This is a genomic window from Aeoliella sp. (assembly GCF_965227375.1).
Classification (GTDB): domain Bacteria; phylum Planctomycetota; class Planctomycetia; order Pirellulales; family Lacipirellulaceae; genus Aeoliella.
The window spans coordinates 4,636,245-4,655,975 of the sequence record NZ_CBDDFX010000002.1; the positions used below are offsets into that span (position 1 = coordinate 4,636,245).

Consider the following 19,731-nt stretch of genomic DNA (forward strand, 5'->3'; position numbering starts at 1 on the left):
GGTGTTCTTAATTCAACGGTTCTTGATCGGATTGCGTTTTCGTCGACCGTTTCTTGTATGCTTGGCGGAACGACTCGCCGGGGGCGTCGGGCAATTCACGCTGACGGCCCCAGCCGTTCAGTGGATTGTAAACGAGGAACCTGGGCAGCCACCTTAGCGAAACACGCCCCAACCATCCCATGGTGCGATACAGCCACGGCCGTTTGAGCACCGCGCCGGCCACTTTCATCGGCACGCGTTTGGCAATCGGCAACAGCTTTCGCTTGCCCAACTCGTGGCGCATGGCGAGCAACTGGTGATGCAGTGGGATCTTCACCGGGCAGACCTCGGTGCACGAGCCGCACAGGCTGCACGCGAATGGCAGGCTTTCGAATTTCTCAGGATCGCGGGCTGGGTTGATCACCGAACCAATCGGCCCCGCCACCGTGGCGTGGTAGCTGTGCCCACCGCTGCGGCGATAGACCGGGCATGTGTTGAGGCACGCCCCGCAGCGGATGCAGTTCAGTGCGCGGTTGAATTCGCTTTGCCCCATCATGCCGCTGCGGCCGTTGTCAACCAGCACGATGTGCATCTCCTGCCCCTCACGCGGCGTGTGAAAATGCGACGAGTAGGCGGTGATCGGCTGGCCGGTCGCCGAGCGAGCCAGGAGCCGCAGGAAAACGCCCAAGTGCTCCAGCCGGGGTATCAGCTTCTCGAGGCCCATCGACGCAATGTGCAGCGGCGGCAGCGCGGTGCCCAGGTCGGCGTTGCCTTCGTTGGTGCAAACGATAACGCCTCCGGTCTCGGCGATGCCGAAGTTCGCCCCGGTGAGCCCCGCCCCGGCCACAAGCAGCTTCGCCCGCAGGTGATTTCGCGCCGCTTCGGTCAGGTAATTGGGATCGCTGGCGCCAGCGTCGGTGCCAAGCTGCTGGTGAAACAACTCACCCACCTCTTCCTTTTTGATGTGCAGCGCCGGCAGCACGATATGGCTGGGGTGCTCGTTCCGCATCTGCACGATGCGTTCGCCCAAATCGGTGTCAACCACCTCGATGCCGCCGGCTTCGAGAAACGGATTCAGCCCGCACTCCTCGGTGAGCATCGACTTGCTCTTGACCATGAGCTTGACGTCACGCTGCTGGAGCAAGTCGAGCACGATCTCGTTGTGCTCCTGGCCGTTGCGAGCCCAGTGAACTTTGACGCCGTGTCGGGTGGCGTTGGCCTCGAACTGCTCGAGGTACTCGTCGAGCCGCGAGAGCGTGTGGCGTTTGATCTTCGAGGCCGTCTCGCGCAGCAGTTCCCACTCGGGCACACTGGCCGCCGCCAGATCGCGCTTCTTGCGAACAAAGAAGATCGTCTCGTCATGCCACCGCGTACGATCGGCGTCGGCGACGAACTTCGCGGCGGCTGTGGCGTGGGACATGGTGTACGAGGGGGCAGGATTTAGGGGACGAGGGTCAGGGTTTGGCAGACTCGGCAATGATTTCCGCAACATGCAATAGTTTCAGTGGCAGCTTGTTACGGCGAGCGAGGCCGCCCAGGTGCATCAGGCACGACATGTCGGCCGAGGCAATCACTTCCGCGCCGGCCGAATGGTGATCGGCCAGTCGGTCGAGCCCCATCCGACAGCTCACCGCTTCCTCGGCCACGGCAAAGGTGCCGCCAAAGCCGCAGCACTCGTCGACGCGCTCGAGTTGTACCAGCTCGATGCCTTCCAGCCCGGCGAGCAGCTTCTCCACTTTGTTGAACGGGGTGGTCATCTGCTCGCTCGGCTTGCCGAGGCGAAGTTCCCGCAAACCGTGGCAAGCGTTGTGCAAGCCGACGCGATGTGGAAACTGCCCTTCAATATGCTCGACCCCCACCACGTCGGTGAGGAACTCACACAACTCGAACGTACGGCTGCCAACCTTCTCCACACGCGGATCGTTGGGCAGCAGGTCGTGAAAGTGGTGACGCACCATCGCCACGCAGCTACCGCTGGGGGCAACCACGTACTCGTACGACTCGAACACGTCGAGGAACAATTTAGCGACCGGACGGGCGTCCTCGGTGCAGCCGGTGTTGGCCATGGGCTGGCCGCAACAGGTTTGCCCAGTGGGATAGTCGACCGACGCGCCGTAACGCTCCAGCACCTCGACAGTCGCCATGCCGACGTGGGGGAAGAACTGGTCGATGTAGCAAGGAATGAAGAGTCCGACGTTCAAGCTGCTTCCACGATGTGCAGATGGTAGCGGGCGGGCGGGGGCGAGTCACCTGGCGACTTCACTCCACGGCAGATCGAGCAAATGCGTTCGCTCGGCTGGCTCCGTGGGCCGCTGGGGGCCCGTCAATTCGTAGGTTGCAATATACACTCTTACCCGGTCCGATTGCGAGTCGCCCAGGTACCCCGCCGTTTGCCAAATCGGAACAAACGACCGCACCAGCCCAACTAACTCCTCCCGTTTACCCTCGTTCTTGTCTACTTCGTTGCTGACGAACTCTTTGAGCAGCGGCACGTAGCGCGATTCGGTGAAATGATTGCGCAACGCGTCATCATCCAGGGTCACCACCGCACCGTCCGGCATCACCGCGTCGAACTCAGGCCATTTGATCGTCGAGGTGCTCATGGTGTCGAACAGCGGGTAGCAGGACACTGGCCAAGCATCCCGGATGCGTCCCACGCCTAACACGATTTGGGAGGAGAGAATCGTCACGGCGACCACCACCAGCGGCACCGCAGACCAGCGGATTACCGCCGAAGGCGCGTCGCTCTTGATCGGTACGCTGCACGCGCGGGTGTCGGCTACGTGGCGGTAGATCCGCCGACCCATCGCGGCTACGGGGGGTAAGTAGACCAACAGCAGCGTGGGCCACAACAACGGCACCCGCCAGGCGATGCGTTGGTAGGCGTCGTAGCCCTTGGTGGTGCGCCACTGGCGGTCGGCAGTGCGCTCTCCGGCATGCATGTCGCGCATCAACGCGTCGTCTTCCAGGTGGCCAAGTCCCATGGCGGTGAATCGCTCGCGGTCGAACGCGTTGACCGGCCGCAACTGATGCAACCAGTCGAGCACCAGCATCACGCTCATCGTTCGGCGGCACAGTTCGCAGTTGCCATCGTACAGCACTGTGATTGGCTCGCCGAACATCTTACGGCCCAACCAGGTAAACAGCCGCTGCCAGTCGACGAACATCACGTACATCGCCTGCATGGTGTAGAAGCTGATATTCATCAGCAGTCGTGTCATGTTGTGGAAGAACAGTCCCAGGCAAGCCCATACCACGCGGGTCGGTTTCCAGAGCACCGCCAGCGGCCAACCAAGTTCCATAAACACGGCCGTCAACGCTCCCATGGCAGTAAAGCCAGGAATGTCGTAAACCGATATCGCCGGTTCGAACGTTTCGATCTCGAACCACTTCTGCAGCAGTTGATTGTGCAGATTGTCGCTGAAGATCCACGTGAGCCCGTTGCTGGCGACCTTCCAGAAGCCTGGGAAGAAGTAAGTGATGGCCAGCACCAGCATCGAAAAGCGAATCGGCATGCCGTAACGAACCGAGCGGGCGATGCGCTCCACGCGCCCGCGGTCGGCGCGACGAATGGCTTGCCATAGTGAGTCGATCGAAAGCGCGTCCCCTGCCCTGCCGCACGCGACCAATATGCCGATGAGCACCACATGGTGCAGCGTGTGATTCACCTTGCCCGAGCACTGCGGAATGCCCAGCAAGTAAATGGCCAACAACACGCTGATCCAAGCCGAAGTACGCGTAAACAGTCCCAAGATCGCCAGCACCGTGGCCACGATGGCAATCGGCATCAGCACGCTGACGGTTTCAACGTTGATCGGCAGGTGCTCCAGCACCAGACCCGCGACGTTAGGCCACTTGTAGTTCTCGCGCTCCCATTTGGCGAACTCCAAAATTGGTTCATTCAACAGGCAGAGCAACATCATCGAGAACACCACCACGCGCAGCACTGCCAAATTGAGCGGTGCTACCGGAGCGAACAGGAACCTCCAGAACTGACGCCGCAACGCCGCCATGCCGACGAAGGCCGCGGTGGTGCCCAACAGCAACGTGGCCAGCGCGGCAGCCTTCCAGGAATAGCTGGCGGCCCATGCTTCGTAATACGCCCGACTGCGATTTTCGCCGAGAGCTTCGCCGTAGCTGCGGTGCGAGTCGATGCGATTGTTGACGAATTCTACCGAGGTGCCATCGAAGCCGTCGAGAACAAGCTTTGGCACCGCGACGAAGCTCACGACGATCGCGCCCAGCCAGCAGATGGCCAACGCAGCGAGCGTCCATTTGCGCCAATTGCTGTTGGGGGAGGACGGCATACGCAGGAGGGAGTGGGCGGGAGGGACGCGGCGCTAGTGCGGGCCGCACGGGCGGCGTAGCGTCCGTGGCAGCGCGTTTCCAGAGGATTTCGCACCAAATCTCGCTACGAGTAGCCGTAGTGCGACCTAGTACGATTGTAGTTCACCCAATCCCCTAGTCCAGGACGCATCATGCCCGACTTCCAGCAAGGACTGAAAAGCCACACTCAATAATGCGGCGGCTTCTCGTGAGGCAAGTCCTCGCCCGACCGCTCAACGAACTCCGCGAGCAACTTGAGCTGCTTTTCCAGCCGCGTTACCGATGCAGTAAGCCGGTCGATCTCTTTGCGTTGTTCGACTGCCTCGGTGTTCAGCGTATCGATCAAGTGCTGCTGATGAGCCAGCAGTTCTTCGAGGCGAGTTTGGCGGTCAGCGGGCATATGCTTACATGTACCTTGCGAGAGCGCTCACGCGTCTCAATATTCCTCGCCAATGGAAAACCCATCTGAATCTACACGGTCTGCTGCGGCAAATTCAGGCCTGGAGCGCTCATAGTGGTCGAGCCCATCAGGAATTCGTCGATGGCCCGGGCGGCACCGCGGCCTTCGTTGATGGCCCACACCACCAGGCTTTGCCCGCGGCGGCAGTCGCCGGCGACGAACACGCCTTCGGTGCTAGTGGCAAACTGGCCATGTTCGGCGCGGATCGTTAGCCAGCCGCGGCGTGGTTCTTGCGATTCGAGTCCGAGCATTTCACTCAGTTCCAACTCGGGGCCCACAAAGCCAGTGGCCAATAGCACCAGATCGGCCGGCCAGACCTTCTCGCTGTCGACCACTTCGCTGAACGGCGCCATCTCTGTTGGCTTCGACCAGTCGACCTCGACGGTCTTCACGCCGGTAATCTGGCCGCCTTCGCCGACGAACTCCTTGGTCAGCACTTGATACACGCGTGGGTCGCTACCGGTGCGGGCTTCTACCTCGGCGTGCGAGTAGTCGACGCGGTAGATGCGGGGCCACTCGGGCCAGGGGTTTTTGGGTCCGCGTGTCAGTGGTGGCTTCTCCAGCAGTTCAAAGTTCACGATGCTCGTCGCGCCGTGACGCAGCGAAGTGCCGATACAGTCGGCGCCGGTGTCGCCACCGCCGATCACGATTACGTTCTTGCCCTTGGCCGACAGGAATGCGCCATCCTTGAGTTCCGAGTCCAGCAGGCTCTTGGTGTTTCGCGTCAGGAAGTCCATAGCGAAGTGAATGCCATCGAGGTCGCGACCAGGGCAGCGGCCCGTGGGATCGAAGGGCTTGGTGGCGCCGGTGGCCAACAACAGGGCGTCGTACTCTTCCATTAGCTCTTTCGGGTCGATCACGGTGATCTCGAGTCCGCGCTCCTTCATGATGCCGGTCATGTGGCCCGACTCGAAATCGGTGCGATTGCCAACGTGCACGCAGGTGCGGAACTCGATCCCCTCCTCGCGGAGCTGGTTGATGCGTCGTTCGACGACGTCTTTACCGAGCTTCATGAAAGGGATGCCGTACATCAACAGGCCGCCGATACGGTCGGCTCGTTCGAACACGGTCACCGCGTGGCCGCGGCGACGCAGTTGCTGCGCGGCGGCCAGCCCGGCGGGGCCCGAGCCGACGATGGCTACTCGCTTGCCGGTTTCCTGCTCCGGCGGTTGCGGCACGACCCAGCCTTCTTCAAAGCCGCGATCGATAATGGCGTTCTCGATGTTCTTGATCGTCACGGCCGGTTCGTTAATACCCAAGACGCACGCCCCCTCGCACGGCGCAGGACACGCTCGGCCGGTGAACTCAGGGAAGTTATTCGTCTTGTGCAACCGATGCAGCGCGTCGCGCCAGCGGCCCTGGTACACCAAGTCGTTCCACTCGGGAATCAGGTTGTCGATCGGACAGCCGCTGTTCGACTGACAAAACGGCACACCACAATCCATGCACCGCGCACCTTGCGTGCGGAGTTGCTCCTCAGGCGCTTGCGTGAAGATCTCCAAATAATCGTTCGCCCGCTCCATCGGATCCCGATAAGGCACCGCCTGGCGCTCGTACTCTTTAAAACCGGTTGGCTTTCCCATGAAACTTATACCTATCTACGTCTTCGTCTTGTCTTGTTTGGGAGTGACTGATGTTTCGCCTGATCACTCGTCGTTGCTGTTTCTTATGCGGTCGCAGTGGCCGTCGCGCCTTGCGCCTTGCGTTCCTGCAGAACGCGTTTGTAGTCGGTGGGCATGACCTTGACGAACTCGCTGAGTACGTCGTCCCAGCGGTTGAGCGCGTCGGCGGCCAGGGTTGAGCCGGTGTGGTTGGCGTGGGCTTCGATCAGGCCTCGCAGTTCGGCGATGTCCTCTTCGTCCACTACGTCTTCCAGTTCCACCATGCCCAAGTTGCACTGCACACGGAATGCGTCGCGGTCGGGCGCCCACACATAGGCGACACCGCCGCTCATGCCGGCTGCGAAGTTCCGACCGGTTGGACCAAGGATCACCACACGGCCGCCAGTCATGTACTCGCAGCCATGGTCGCCGACGCCTTCGATCACGGTACGAGCGCCCGAGTTGCGGACGCAGAACCGTTCGGCGGCTCGGCCGCGGAAGAACGCTTCGCCGCTGGTCGCGCCATACAGACAGACATTGCCGACGATGATGTTCTCCTCGGGCGTAAACTTCGAATTCTCCGGCGGGTACACGATCACGCGGCCACCAGACAGGCCCTTACCGATGTAATCGTTGCCATCGCCCACCAGTTCGAGTGTCACACCTTTGGCAAGGAACGCACCGAAGCTCTGACCGGCCGATCCGGTGAACTTGAACCGAATGGTGTCGTCCGGCAGCAGGTCCTGGCCCCACTTTTTGGCGATTTCGTTCGACAGGATCGTGCCGACGGTGCGGTCGGTGTTGATGATCTCCAGTTCCTCACGCACCTGCTTGCCATCCTCGATGGCAGGCTTCGCGAGATCGAGCAGCTTGCGAATGTCGAGCGACAGTTCCAGGCCGTGGTCCTGCGCCATCGTGCAGTAGGTGCCGGTGTCGGGGCGTGGGCCTTTGGCCGGCTGCAGCAGCTTGGTGAGGTCGAGTCCGTCGGCCTTCCAGTGCTCGATCGCGTCGTCGGTGTTGAGGCAATCGACGCGGCCAACCATCTCTTCGATGGTGCGGAAGCCCAACTCGGCCATTAATTGGCGAGTGTGCTCGGCCACCATGAACAGGTAATTCACCACGTGCTCGGGCTTGCCGGCGAACTTCTTACGCAGATCGGGATCTTGCGTTGCGATGCCCACGGGGCAAGTGTTGAGGTGGCACTTCCGCATCATGATGCAACCCAGCGTGATGAGCGGCGCCGTGGAGAAGCCAAACTCTTCGGCTCCCAACAGCGCGGCGATTACCACGTCGCGACCGGTCTTCAATCCGCCGTCGGTTTGCAGCACCACGCGGCTGCGCAGGTCGTTCATCACCAGCGTCTGATGCGTTTCGGCGATGCCCAGCTCCCACGGCAATCCAGCGTGCTTGATGCTGGTGAGCGGCGATGCACCGGTGCCACCTCCATCGCCGGAAATCAGAATATGGTCGGCGTAGCCCTTGGCCACACCAGCGGCAATCGTGCCAACGCCCACTTCGGAGACCAGCTTCACGCTCACCCGCGCGGCGCGGTTGGCGTTCTTCAGGTCGTGGATCAGTTGCTTCAGATCCTCGATGGAGTAGATGTCGTGATGCGGTGGCGGCGAGATCAATCCCACGCCCGGCGTCGAGTACCGGATGCGGGCGATGTTCTCGTCCACTTTGCGGCCCGGCAGCTCGCCACCTTCGCCCGGCTTGGCGCCTTGAGAGATCTTGATCTGCAGCTCGTCGGCGTTCGTCAGGTAGTTGATCGTCACGCCAAAACGGCCGGAGGCTACTTGCTTGATGGCGCTGCGGCGGCTGTCGCCATTGTCGTCGGGCGTCCACCGCGCGGGATCCTCACCACCTTCGCCAGTGTTGCTCTTGCCGCCCAAACGGTTCATGGCAATCGCGAGCGACTCGTGTGCCTCGGCCGAAATCGACCCAAACGACATTGCACCGGTGCAGAACCGCTTGACGATATCCTTGGCCGACTCGACCTCTTCGATCGGAATCGGTCCGCCATTGACGTCGGATTTGAGCTTCAAAAGCCCACGCAGTTGGCAACGAGTGCGAGTATCGGCGTCGATGTGCTTGGCGAACCGCTCGTACGCTCCGGGGTCGCCACTGCGGGCGGCGACTTGGATGTCGGCGATCGCCTGCGGATCCCACATGTGCCGCTCACCTTCGGCCCGCCAATGGAACTCGCCCGGGTTGGGCAACACGGGCAGCTTGGGCGTTCCGACCGCCGGATAGCCGAGGGCGTGCCGCCGTATGGCTTCTTCGGCCAATACTTCGAACCCAACACCCTGAATGCGGCTGGCGGTGCCAACGAACGAACGCTGAATCACCTCGTCTTTCAGGCCGAGCGCTTCGAATATCTGCGCGCCCTTGTAGCTTTGCAGCGTGGAGATGCCCATCTTGGCCATCACCTTGAGCATGCCCTTGGCGACGCCCTTGCGGTACTTGGCCACCAGGTCGTGATCTTCGCGGCTGAGCGGATTGACCATCTCGGTATCGTCGGTCACGGCGGGGTGGTTCTCGCCTTCGCCCGCTTCCTCATCCGGAATCTGCTGGTCGCCACTGTCCAACAGGCCGTCGCGACGCGCCTGCCACAGTGCTTCGAACGCCAGGTAGGGATTAATGGCGTCGGCTCCGTAGCCGATCAGCAAGCAGTGATGGTGCACCTCGCGGGCTTCGCCCGTCTCGACCACAATGCCAATTCGGGTTCTCTTGGCGGCCTGCACCAGGTGATGGTGCACGGCTCCGGTAGCAAGGAGCGAGCTGAGCGGCACTCGGTCGGCACTGACCGCGCGGTCGGAGAGCACAATGATCGTGTAACCATCGTCGATTGCCATCTCGGCTTCGGCACAGATGCGATCGAGCGCCTGCGCCATGCCCTGCTGCCCGGCGCTGCGCGACCAGGTAATGTCGATGGTCCGCGTTTTCCAACCTTGGGCGGCCTCGCCGGCGTCCTCCATGTGCTGCAGAGCGGCAAGTTGTTCGTTGGAAAGGATCGGGTGCGGCACGCGCAACCGGTGGGCGTGCTGCTCACTGGTCTCCAGCAAGTTCTGCTCCGGACCGATGTAGCACTCCAGCGACATGATCACTTCTTCGCGAATCGAATCGATCGCCGGATTGGTGACCTGGGCGAACAGTTGCTTGAAGTAGTCGTACAGCATCCGCGGCTTGTCGGACAAACATGCCAGGCACGAGTCGTTGCCCATCGAACCGATGGGATCCTTCTCCACCTTGATCAGAGGCAGCAGCATGAAGTGCATCGTCTCGAGCGTGTAGCCAAACGCCTGCATCCGCTCGAGCAGCGAATCGGGATCGAATCCGTGCGGCTCTTCATTCGGCCGCAGGTCGTTTAGGTCGATGCGCTGGTACTTCAGCCACTGGCCGTAGGGACGGCGGTCGGCGATCTCCTGCTTCAGTTCCTCGTCGGGAATCAGGCGGCCTTGCTCGAAGTCGACCAGGAACATGCGCCCTGGTTGCAGGCGTCCTTTAATCTTGATGTTGTCCGGCTCGATCCCCGGCAGCACACCCGCTTCGCTGGCCATGATCACGCGGTCGTCGTGCGTCACGTAATAGCGGCTGGGCCTGAGGCCGTTGCGGTCGAGCGTGGCGCCGATGTACTTGCCATCGGTAAACGCCACCGACGCAGGACCGTCCCATGGCTCCATTAACGCAGAGTGGAACTCGTAGAACGCCCGCTTGTTCTCCGGCATCGTGGCGTGGTTCTGCCATGCCTCGGGAATCATCATCATCACCGCTTCCTGCAGCGTCCGGCCGTTCATCAGCAGGAACTCCAGGGCGTTGTCGAACGTGCCCGAGTCGCTACAGTCGGGTTCGACGATGGGGAACAGCTTGGGCAGCCGCTCGCCGAACAGCTCGCTCTCCACCACGCCCTGACGGGCGAACATCCAGTTGGCGTTGCCGCGGACGGTGTTGATCTCGCCGTTGTGGCTCATGAACCGCAGCGGTTGGGCGCGGTCCCACGAGGGGAATGTGTTGGTGGCGAACCGCGAGTGGACCATCGCCAGGTGGCTGGTGAACGACTCGTCGGCCAGGTCGGGGTAGTACTTGAAAAGTTGCTCGGTGGTGAGCATGCCTTTGTAGATGATCACCTTGGTCGACAGCGAGCAGATGTAGAACATCTTGCCCTCGGCCAGCGACTTATCGGACCGCAATTGGTTGCTCGCCTGCTTGCGGATCAAGTATACCCGCCGCTCAAACGAATCGCCGGTGAAACCATCGGCAGCGGCAATTACCAGTTGCTCGATGTGCGGCTCGGCCGAGCGAGCGGTGGGGCCCAGGTCGGCGCCTTCGGTATCGGTCGGCACGTCGCGCCAACCTACCAGGATCTGCCCCTGCTCCTCGATCAGCTTGTTCACCACGTTCTTGCAGTGCTCGCGCTCTTTGGCGTCGCGTGGCAGGAACACGTTGCCTGCGGCAAACAAGCCCGGCGCGGGCAGGTCGACGCCCAGGTCGGATTTTACGACCTTGGCCAAGAACTCGTGCGGCAAGGCGGTGAGAATGCCGGCCCCGTCGCCGGTGTTCGGTTCGCAGCCGCACGCGCCGCGGTGATCCATGTTGCGGAGCACGATCTCGGCGTCGAGCAGAATCTGGTGACTCCGCTCGCCCTTGATGTGCGCCACGAAGCCCACGCCGCACGCATCGTGCTCGTTCGCTGGATCGTACAGGCCACGCTCTTCGGGCAAGTGGATTAGTTGGTGTCGGGTGTCCATGGATTCGGTCCTTCTGCGGGATCGTGAGGTCCACCGGCGAGAGGGCTGCCGCAGCGTGCGACTTTGCAAGTCGCACTCTTGCGAGAGACCGCCGCTGGTGGGCGACCTCTTACGCTACGACAGTTTTTGTATGGGTACTCGATGAGGCCGACGTGGCTAAGGCCAAGTCGTCGTCGGCGTGGGATTTCAGGTATTCGAGAAAACGCCGCGTGGCGCCACTCAATTCGCGATTGCGGCGATATACAAATCCGAGCGGCCGGCACAGTTGTTGTCCACCGAGCGCGACGGCCACCAATGTGCCGAGCGCCACTTCGCGAGCAACCGTCGGCAGGGGCAGGATGCTTACACTCGAACCGACTTCGACTGCCCGTTTAATCGTCTCGATGTTGTCAAACTCGAACTCCGGTACAACTTCGATGCCTCGTAAGGCAAACTCCTGATCGATCTCTTCACGAATCCGCAAACCTTGCTGGAAAGCCACGAAGGATTGGCCGCGAACCGCCTCCAAGGGCGCTCGCCCGCGGGCGGCCAGCGGATGCGTGGGCGGGGCGACGATCACCATCGGTTCGTCGCGCCAAGCCACGGCCGTCAGCAATCGTGACTCCTCGGGATAGCTGGTGATGCCGAAGTCGGCCTGTTCGTTTTCTACGACCTCACGTACGCGGTCGGGATGCAGGTATTCCAAGCGGATGTTGCAGCTTGGGTTCTGAGCGGAGAAGTCGCGGAGGTACTGACTCATGTGCGCCAGGCCCACCGAGTAGATGGACGCCACATTCACCCGAGCTTCTTCGGCTTCGTGAAGCGTACGGATGTCCTGCTCCAGCACGTCGTACTTCTGCAACAGGTCGAGGCAGCCTTCGTAGTACCTCTCTCCCTCCGGAGTGAGCACGAAGGGCCTGCGCGATCGATCCAGAAGTTGCACGCCCAGGTGTTCCTCCAGGTGCAACACCACTTGGCTGGCGTTCGATTGCGATACACCGTTGGCGTCCGCAGCCTTGGAAAAGCTGCGGTGCTTGACGACGTCGCAGAAGATCTTGAGGGACTTGATGTGCATGGCAGTTTGTTTTCGACCTGATTGTGCGCTCGTTTAGCGCTGTGGGTCCACCTCGAAGTGGGCCACGGGCCGATCGGTTGTCGGAACTCTAGCGGCAGAAAAGCCGAATCCTGGGTGCCGCTCTGCGTAGACAATCAAGGATGCAAATAACGGACGCCAGTAGAATTCCGAAAACGAATAGTAACGGCCGGTTTGCCCGTTTGTCAATCAGGCGTCGCTAGCAATGCCAACCACTGCGGCTAGCCGAATTTTTCAGCGAATCGGCCAGCCATTCCGTGTTTGTTAAGAGTTCGAGAAGAAATCTGGCAAGCTGTACGGCTTCTAACGGATCTGCTGGCCGAACCTCGGCAATTACCGCTACAGCCGGTTCTTTCGATACGTCAGGCACTACCGGAGCAACCGATTCAGAAGGTGTGCCCGCTACCACCGGGCAATCGGTCGAACCCCTATCTTCGTCAGGATGCGTCCCCTCGCCGGGAAGTCCGGAGGTTCGTTCAACACCTACTGACCAGGATTCAGACGGTATTTGCCATGACTACAGTCTTACGAGTGAACCTGCCGGCATTGGCGGCGGCCATGGTGGCCGTTTGCCTGGCGGGCACGGACGCAGGCGCGGAGGGTGTGTTCGAAGAAACCACCAGCTCTTATGGGATAGAGCAGATCGCTTTCAACTCGAGCAACGATTACTACTGGCTTGCAGAGAAGCCCGACGAGGCTCCCGCGCCGTTCTCGGCGGCTCTGGAAGAAGCCGCGCAAGTCGAACTCGATGGGGACGGCGATAAAGATGAAGAGTCGCTGGCCGAGCGACTGAGCGCCTTGGAAGAAAAGTTCGGCGAGATGGACGAAGCCCAGGACGATTTGAAGTCGAGCCTCAAGGGCTACGCCAAGAGCGGCACAGGTTTGTCGACCATGAAGGTCAGCGGTCGTGTGCACTACGACATGTGGGGCTATCCCGCTAGTTCGCCCGGCGTGAACGGCTTCGAGACCGGCGACAACGCGATCTCCCCTGCCGCTCGACAAGGTTTCCGCCGTATGCGTTTCGGTGTGGGCGGCGACATCTGGAAGAACATGGTCTACCGCATCGAGATGGAATTCGCTGGCGGCAACAAGTCGGAATTCCGCGATGCCTACCTGGGCTTCAACGAACTGCCTTACCTGCAAACGGTGCTACTGGGCAACCAGAAGCGGCCCTACGGCTTGGACCACCTGAATAGTAGTCGCTACAACGTGTTCATCGAGCGGCCCTTCGCTATCGAAGCCTTCAACCAGGACGCACGTCGCATTGGTGCCTGTGCCTACGGCGTATCGCAGGATGAGGCTTACAACTGGCGATATGGTGTGTACAACCAGCGACTGATTCAGGACGAAGGCAACTACATCAGCAACCACTGGCAGATGCAGGTTGCTGGCCGATTGGCCAACACCATCTGGTACGATGAGTGCTCCGACGGTCGTGGCTACGCTCACGTGGCGATCGCCGGAACCTGGGCCGACACCGACGGCACCCAGAATACCGAGAACTACGCCGATTCGGGCATCAACGAAGCTCGGTTCCGCACTCGCCCCGAAGCGCGTACCGTGTCTCGCTGGCTCGACACTGGTGTGATCGCCAACGCAGACGATTACTCACTAATCGGCTTTGAAAACGTGATCAACGTCGGCGCGTTCCAATTCTGTGGCGAGTACCAGAACGTGTGGCTCGATCGCGACATCGGCAGCGACCTGCGATTCCACGGTGGCTACTTCTACGTTTCGTACTTCCTGACGGGCGAGCACATCCCCTGGAACCGTCGCACTGGCACCTTGGGTCGTGTGAAGCCGTTCGAGAACTTCTTCCTGGTCGACACCTGCTGCGATGGAGTTCGTGGTGGCTGGGGTGCTTGGGAAGTCGCTGTCCGCTTTTCGCGGCTCGATCTGTCGGACAACGATATCCAAGGCGGCATCGGCGAAAGCGTCACCTTCGGTATGAACTGGTATTGGAACCCCAACGCCCGCATGCAGTTCAACTACATCTACGGCAACATTTGGGACAACGCCGACAACGCCGTGGGTGGTATCGACTACGGCGACTACCAAATCCTGGGGGCCCGGTTCATGGTCGACTTCTAAGCCGACCGCGTGAGTAACCAGCCTCCACAATCCCAGTTTCGCAATCACCTCCCCAGGGAGTACTCAAAAATGTCCGTTTCCAAGTTCCTGCTGTCGAGTTGCGTGGTGCTGGCCTTGGTCGCCACCACGATTGTGCGGGCCGAGCAGCCCGTGGTCGATTCCAATGTGGTTCCCACCAGTTGCGGCGGTTGCTGCGAACCCGCTTGCGGCGCGCCACAATGCTGCGGTGCCCCTTGCTGTCCATCGGAGTGCTGCGGCCCCGACTGCTGCGATGAGAAATACCACTCGGAGTGCTGTGGCGAAGGCTGCCCGATGTGCAACATGCGATGCCGCGAATGCTGTGGCAAGGTCTGCATGTCAACAGTCGAAGAGGTCACCGAAGAGAGGTCGTGCTGGAAGATCGAGTGCGAAGAGATCTGCGTGCCTCGCGTGGTTTGTCCATGGGCCGAAGGTGGCTCGGGTTTGACAATGTTCAACTTCTTGAAGAAGAAGAAACGTCACGCCGGGTGTGGCGACTGCTGCGACACTTGCTGCGATTCGTGCTGCAACGACTGCTGCAGCAGCGGTTGCTGTATGAAGCCTCGTTGTGGCGACGTGCGTTGCGTACGAGTGCTGTCCAGCGAAGATTACGAGTGCACAAAGTGCCAGTGCAAGTGGGACATCAAAGATGGCTGCTTCCGCTACGGGCCGGGCTGCTGCGGACGCAGTTGCTGCGATAGCGCCTGTTGCGGTTCGGCAGTGGGTTGCAGCGAAGGCTGCGACTGTGCTCCCGTCGAGTTGCCGCCCGCACCGGCGCCAGAAGTGCCGCCCGCTCCCACGTCGGCGTCGCATTCGTCGAACGGGAAGTACCGCGTGACCATCGCTCAAGCATTCGGCATCAAGCGGATTTCGTGCGAAGAGCCCGTCGCGGGCGTGCCCCAGCCGATTGCCACTGAGGCGAACGCCGAGCAACCGCCGACGAAGAAGTCGTGGAAGCTGTGGAAGTAACGGCGCGAGTTTCCGTGCGTTCTACAATCGAACTGCAAAGACCAGGGCCGCCGATGCCGTGATCATCGGCGGCCCTATTGTCTATGGCAGAAGGGGCGAATCCCCACCGCCGGGTTGATCTCTATCGTTGGGTCACATTCTGTCTAACGACCTCGCGAACCTGATCCATATCGAACAGGAACTCGCGTCCCAACCGTCCTAGTCGCTCGTCGGGCGATATCTCAGGTGGCAGTCCAAGTTGCAGCATAACGGTCTCCGCCGGCACGCCGGATAGTTGCTCGACCTCCGCCAGTGTCATCGAACCGCGAATGCCCAAGTCGTCGTGCGAAGCAACTTGTTGCTGGCGGTGGGGAGCATCGTCTGCGGCAGTTGAAGTCGACTGCGGGGTGGCGAAGAACGGAGCGGCCGCCGCGGCCACCAGCACGGCTAATCCCAAGCTGGCAACGACCAAGCGGTGTCGAGCCATCGAGGCCACTTTGCCGCGGACCATGGCGACGATCCACTGCCAATGCAGCACCAGGTGAAGGCCGATGGTCGTCAGAAAACCGATCGCCATCCAGAAGTGCAAGTCGCCCCACCCGTGGCGATCCATGCCCCACAAGGTCTTGAATTGCCCCGATCCTGGCGGCAAGGTGTAGTGAATCAGCAGCCCGGTCGAAAGCAGCAATGCAAATAGCGCGAAGGCAACCAGGTCGACAGAGAAGTTGACGGTTCCCTTTTTGATTTTCATCGTTCGAACCCTCGATATCACGATTTGCGCCACACGGAACAAGGTGCAAATCGTATTCCCGCCGATTGGACGGTAGAGGACTCGAAGATTGCCGCGTAGATTCTGCGCGATTCATCGCACAGCGACCCACGTCCGCTCAAACGGCGTGCGAACACGCACGTAACTACGGCCGAGGCGGCCGGAGTCATCTTGTGTCATTCCGAAAGGAGGCTCGCCGACTGAGGAATCTGCGTAGCCGCGCCACGGCACCTGGTCACAGGTTAGGAGCCTGGAACTCAGAGCCCCTCTAGTGCGGAGCCTGCGCGTGCTTCAAGCTAGATTTCTCGGTCGTGGTACTCCCTTCGAAATGACACCCTGGACCATGGCATGCGTCTACTTCAGCGCGCGAGCCGGAAGTGCAGCTCGTGCGACTGGTTGCCCGGCAGGGTGTACTGGCGGTGCGTTTTTGCGCCCCACGAGTTGTCGCCGCCCACGCCGTGTAGGTGCGAGTCGATGAACACCGTGTTGAATTCCCGCCGCGGCAAATCGTGCGGGTGCTTGGCACGCATCAGGTCGTCCAAGGTGTAAGGCAGCACGCTGAAGCTCACAGGCTCCTTCCCCGCTTCGAACTTCAATCCCTTGCCCGACTTGTCGGCGATGGTAAACCAACGCACGTCGGTCCGGTTGCCGGTGTCCTGGCTGCGCACATAGTCGTAAGGCATCGCATCGGCGGTGCTTTGATAGATAGCGATCTCGCCACCCGTCTTGCGGTCCCAGTAAGTCTCCTGCGGCCCACGGCCGTACCACTCAATCTGGTCCATGCTCTGCGGCACGGCCAGCATCATGCCGAAACGCGGCAGCAGCGGGTACTCGTCGCGCTGCTTGGGTTCCAGATGGAGCGTTACGTCAACGTCCCCGGTCCCCGCAAATGTGTAGAGAGCGGTGAGCTGGGAATTGCTCGCGGTCGGAAGTGTCCAAGTGCTGGTAACCGTGGGAGCGAGTCCCATGTTGCCCACCTTCACGCTTTCGAGCTCGGCATGCTCCGCGGCGTTCCGCCAACCACGGAAGTCTCGGCGATAGATATCCTGCGCCCGCTGGTTGTCGTTTGGCACCTTGAGGAAGTTGGGCGCCAATGGAGCGGCGAGCAATTCTTGGTCGTTCGACTTGAGCGACGTAAGTGCTCCTGTTGTCTTATCAATGGTCGCCGTGGAGTCATCCCATTGCACGACAACCTTGTTGTCCGTCTCATCCACGTCGATATTACTGGCCACCTTCTCGATTCGGCGCCGCCCTTCCTTCGCGGCATCCGTGCTAACTTCGAGTTGATCCCACGCCACAATGTGCCCCGCGTCGGCCCAAGCTGTGTCTTCGGGCAAGTGGAACGAGATCGTGAGCATCACTTCGCCGTCAGTGGCCTTGGCCGAACCCAAGAACTCCTTGAGCGGCGACGCGAGCTTCACCTCTTTGCTCTCGCCCGGGCCGACTGCAATGCTGCCGAGAGAATCACTTGCCTTCTCCTTGCCGTCGACGCGCAGCGTCCACTTCACTTCATACTCATCGAGGTTCGCGAACGAGTGCTTGTTCGTCACCCGCACGATGCCCTTGGCCAGATCCACCGGTTCGACCTTGATGTTCTGGTAAACCTTTTTCACTTCCCACGCGTGCGGGTTCAGTGTGCGGTCGGCGCGGATCACTCCGTTGCAGCAGAAGTTGCCATCGTTGGGCTTGTCGCCGAAGTCGCCCCCGTAGGCCAAGAATCGCTCAATGCCGCGGTCGTTGTCCGGGGCGTCCTTCCACAACGCCTGATCGACCCAGTCCCAGATGCAGCCGCCTTGAAGATAGGGCGAGGCTTCGATCGTGTCCCAGTAGTCCTGGAAGTTGCCAACGCTGTTGCCCATCGCGTGGGCGTACTCGCACTGGATCAGCGGCCGCGTTTGCGGGTGGCTGCCGTAGCGTTTCAGTCGACCAATGCCTGCGTACATGGGGCAGAGGATGTCGCTATTCGAGTCGCGCCCTTCGTACGCTTGTTCGTACTGCACGGGCCGGGTGCCATCGATTTGTTTGAAGTAGGCGTAGGTCTGCTCGAAGTTCGAGCCGTTCCCCGCCTCGTTGCCGAGCGACCAGATGATCACCGAAGGATGATTCTTGTCGCGGCCGTAAAGGTTCTTCGCGCGGTCCAAGTGTGCGGGGCCCCAGCTCGGAAACTTGGCCAGCGAACGATCGTCGTACCCCATGCCGTGCGATTCGGTGTTCACTTCGTCGATCACGTACAAGCCATACTCGTCACACAATTCGTACCAATACGGATCGTCCGGGTAGTGGCACGTCCGCACGGTGTTGATGTTCAGCTGCTTCATCAGCTTGATGTCTTCGAGCATCGACTCGCGGGAAACGTAGTGCCCGGTTTCGGGATCGTGTTCGTGGCGATTCACGCCTTTGACCATGATCGGCTTGCCATTGACCTTGAGCTGACCGTCGTCGATCTCGACCGTGCGGAAGCCGACGCGATAGCTGTTCGTCTCAAGCGTCTCGCCCTGCATGCCCACCAGCTTGGTCACCAACGTGTAGAGGTTGGGTGTTTCGGCGGTCCATTTCTTGGGATTGTCGACGGGGATCGTCTCGGTGCGAACCACAAACGGATCGCGTCCCACCGCCAGGTGCTTCTTGACGGTCTTGCCGATGACCTGTCCCTGATCGTCGAGCAATTCGACATGCAGGTCGACGTGCCAAGTATCCGGGGCGTAGTTCACCAGTTCGACGTCGGCGGCCAGTTGGCCGTGGTGGTACTCCTTGTCGAGCGTCGGGTGCAGCGCGACGTCGCGCATGTGTGTTTGGCCGGTGGTGTAGAGCCATACGTTGCGGAAGATACCACTCAGGCGGAACATGTCCTGGTCTTCCAGGTAGCTGCCGTCGCAGTAGCGGTAGACTTCCACCGCCAGGCGGTTCTCTCCGTCGCGCAGGTACTTGCTGATATCGAACAACGCCGGCGTGCGGCTGTCCTGGCTGTAGCCAACCTTCTGGCCATTCACCCACACGTAGAACGCCGAGTCGACACCATCGAACTGCAAGAACACTGGCCGACCGTCCCAGTCGGCGGGCAGTTCAAATGTTCGAACGTAGGAACCCACGGGGTTGCGGTGCTTGTAGTTGGTGTAGTCGCGCGGCGGCTCGCCCATCACGCGGGGCGGGTCGACTTTGAAGGGATAGGTCACGTTCGTGTACAGTGGCACTCCGTGCCCTTGCGTCTGCCAGTTGCCGGGCACCTTGATCTCGCCCCAGTCCGAAGCGTCGAACTCCTCCTGGTAGAAATCCGCCGGACGGCTGTCGGGGTCGGGCGACCAGTGGAACTTCCACGCGCCGTTGAGCGTCTGTACCCAGGGGTTGCTGGCCGCGTCCCTGCTCAACGCTTCGGCCACCGTTGGGGCGGCGAAACCGGTCGCGCGGGGCTGCTCCTTGTTGATACGGAACACCCGCTCGTTTTCCCAGTCGGGTTCCGCCCAAGCTGGAGCCGAAAGCAATAGAGAAGCGATACACAATGAGAAAATCATCGGGCGTTGCACGAGAGTAATCCTTGCATGGGGTAGGTCGTGTCGAAGCAGATCTCCCAGTATACCAAGAAATCAGCGTTGCTGCCGATCGGCATCCGACCTGCGGCGAGCCACGTTCTGCAACAGAACGGTCGGCATTGATAGCATCCCCCCAACCTTGATGATTGACGCTTCTCGGCGGTGGAGGTCTAATCTTGGACCACGGGCAAT

At 60.9% G+C, this 19,731-nt stretch carries 11 protein-coding genes; 2 read left to right on the plus strand and 9 right to left on the minus strand.

The features are described 5' to 3' along the window. Positions 1 to 7: 7 nt before the first annotated feature. The 7 genes from ACQK2L_RS31105 to ACQK2L_RS31135 form a co-directional block, all read right to left on the minus strand. On the minus strand, positions 8 to 1,399 hold the full coding sequence (locus tag ACQK2L_RS31105; protein WP_425400952.1) for a lactate utilization protein B: 1,392 nt from the start codon (positions 1,397 to 1,399) through the stop codon (positions 8 to 10). A 34-nt stretch (positions 1,400 to 1,433) separates the two neighbouring features. Beyond that, on the minus strand, positions 1,434 to 2,180 hold the full coding sequence (locus ACQK2L_RS31110; RefSeq protein ID WP_425400953.1) for a (Fe-S)-binding protein: 747 nt from the start codon (positions 2,178 to 2,180) through the stop codon (positions 1,434 to 1,436). Positions 2,181 to 2,225: 45 nt separating this feature from the next. Beyond that, entirely contained in the window at positions 2,226 to 4,286 is a 2,061-nt protein-coding gene (locus tag ACQK2L_RS31115) for a DCC1-like thiol-disulfide oxidoreductase family protein (RefSeq protein ID WP_425400954.1), read from the minus strand. 206 nt (positions 4,287 to 4,492) lie between these two features. Further along, positions 4,493 to 4,705: a SlyX family protein gene (locus ACQK2L_RS31120; protein ID WP_425400955.1), complete on the minus strand. Its 213-nt coding sequence runs from the start codon at positions 4,703 to 4,705 to the stop codon at positions 4,493 to 4,495. Between the two features lie 71 nt (positions 4,706 to 4,776). After that, complete coding sequence (locus ACQK2L_RS31125) at positions 4,777 to 6,348, minus strand: glutamate synthase subunit beta (RefSeq protein WP_425400956.1); 1,572 nt, start codon at positions 6,346 to 6,348, stop codon at positions 4,777 to 4,779. Between the two features lie 83 nt (positions 6,349 to 6,431). Further along, positions 6,432 to 11,114 (minus strand): glutamate synthase-related protein, encoded by a 4,683-nt coding sequence (locus ACQK2L_RS31130; RefSeq protein WP_425400957.1) that lies wholly within the window; start codon positions 11,112 to 11,114, stop codon positions 6,432 to 6,434. Positions 11,115 to 11,223: 109 nt separating this feature from the next. Next, the gene (locus tag ACQK2L_RS31135; protein ID WP_425400958.1) at positions 11,224 to 12,168 is read right to left on the minus strand and encodes a LysR family transcriptional regulator; all 945 of its coding nucleotides are present in this window, start codon (positions 12,166 to 12,168) and stop codon (positions 11,224 to 11,226) included. A gap of 531 nt (positions 12,169 to 12,699) precedes the next feature. Here ACQK2L_RS31135 and ACQK2L_RS31140 point away from each other — a divergent pair. Beyond that, complete coding sequence (locus tag ACQK2L_RS31140) at positions 12,700 to 14,277, plus strand: OprO/OprP family phosphate-selective porin (RefSeq protein WP_425400959.1); 1,578 nt, start codon at positions 12,700 to 12,702, stop codon at positions 14,275 to 14,277. Positions 14,278 to 14,346: 69 nt separating this feature from the next. Then, positions 14,347 to 15,264 carry a hypothetical protein gene (locus tag ACQK2L_RS31145; protein ID WP_425400960.1) on the plus strand — a complete coding sequence of 306 codons (918 nt, stop codon included), beginning with the start codon at positions 14,347 to 14,349 and terminating at the stop codon, positions 15,262 to 15,264. A 121-nt stretch (positions 15,265 to 15,385) separates the two neighbouring features. Here ACQK2L_RS31145 and ACQK2L_RS31150 read toward each other — a convergent pair whose 3' ends face one another. Both ACQK2L_RS31150 and ACQK2L_RS31155 read right to left on the minus strand, forming a co-directional pair. Beyond that, complete coding sequence (locus ACQK2L_RS31150; protein ID WP_425400961.1) at positions 15,386 to 15,994, minus strand: DUF4405 domain-containing protein; 609 nt, start codon at positions 15,992 to 15,994, stop codon at positions 15,386 to 15,388. 377 nt (positions 15,995 to 16,371) lie between these two features. Then, on the minus strand, positions 16,372 to 19,533 hold the full coding sequence (locus tag ACQK2L_RS31155) for a glycoside hydrolase family 2 TIM barrel-domain containing protein (RefSeq protein ID WP_425400962.1): 3,162 nt from the start codon (positions 19,531 to 19,533) through the stop codon (positions 16,372 to 16,374). Positions 19,534 to 19,731: the final 198 nt, after the last annotated feature.

Excerpts from the sequence above, each read along its gene's own strand:
- ACQK2L_RS31105 (WP_425400952.1), bottom strand. The coding sequence starts at position 1,399 with ATGTCCCACGCCACAGCCGCCGCGAAGTTCGTCGCCGACGCCGATCGT.
- ACQK2L_RS31115 (WP_425400954.1), bottom strand. The coding sequence starts at position 4,286 with ATGCCGTCCTCCCCCAACAGCAATTGGCGCAAATGGACGCTCGCTGCG.
- ACQK2L_RS31120 (WP_425400955.1), bottom strand. The coding sequence starts at position 4,705 with ATGCCCGCTGACCGCCAAACTCGCCTCGAAGAACTGCTGGCTCATCAG.
- ACQK2L_RS31125 (WP_425400956.1), bottom strand. The coding sequence starts at position 6,348 with ATGGGAAAGCCAACCGGTTTTAAAGAGTACGAGCGCCAGGCGGTGCCT.
- ACQK2L_RS31130 (WP_425400957.1), bottom strand. The coding sequence starts at position 11,114 with ATGGACACCCGACACCAACTAATCCACTTGCCCGAAGAGCGTGGCCTG.
- ACQK2L_RS31135 (WP_425400958.1), bottom strand. The coding sequence starts at position 12,168 with ATGCACATCAAGTCCCTCAAGATCTTCTGCGACGTCGTCAAGCACCGC.
- ACQK2L_RS31140 (WP_425400959.1), top strand. The coding sequence starts at position 12,700 with ATGACTACAGTCTTACGAGTGAACCTGCCGGCATTGGCGGCGGCCATG.
- ACQK2L_RS31145 (WP_425400960.1), top strand. The coding sequence starts at position 14,347 with ATGTCCGTTTCCAAGTTCCTGCTGTCGAGTTGCGTGGTGCTGGCCTTG.
- ACQK2L_RS31150 (WP_425400961.1), bottom strand. The coding sequence starts at position 15,994 with ATGAAAATCAAAAAGGGAACCGTCAACTTCTCTGTCGACCTGGTTGCC.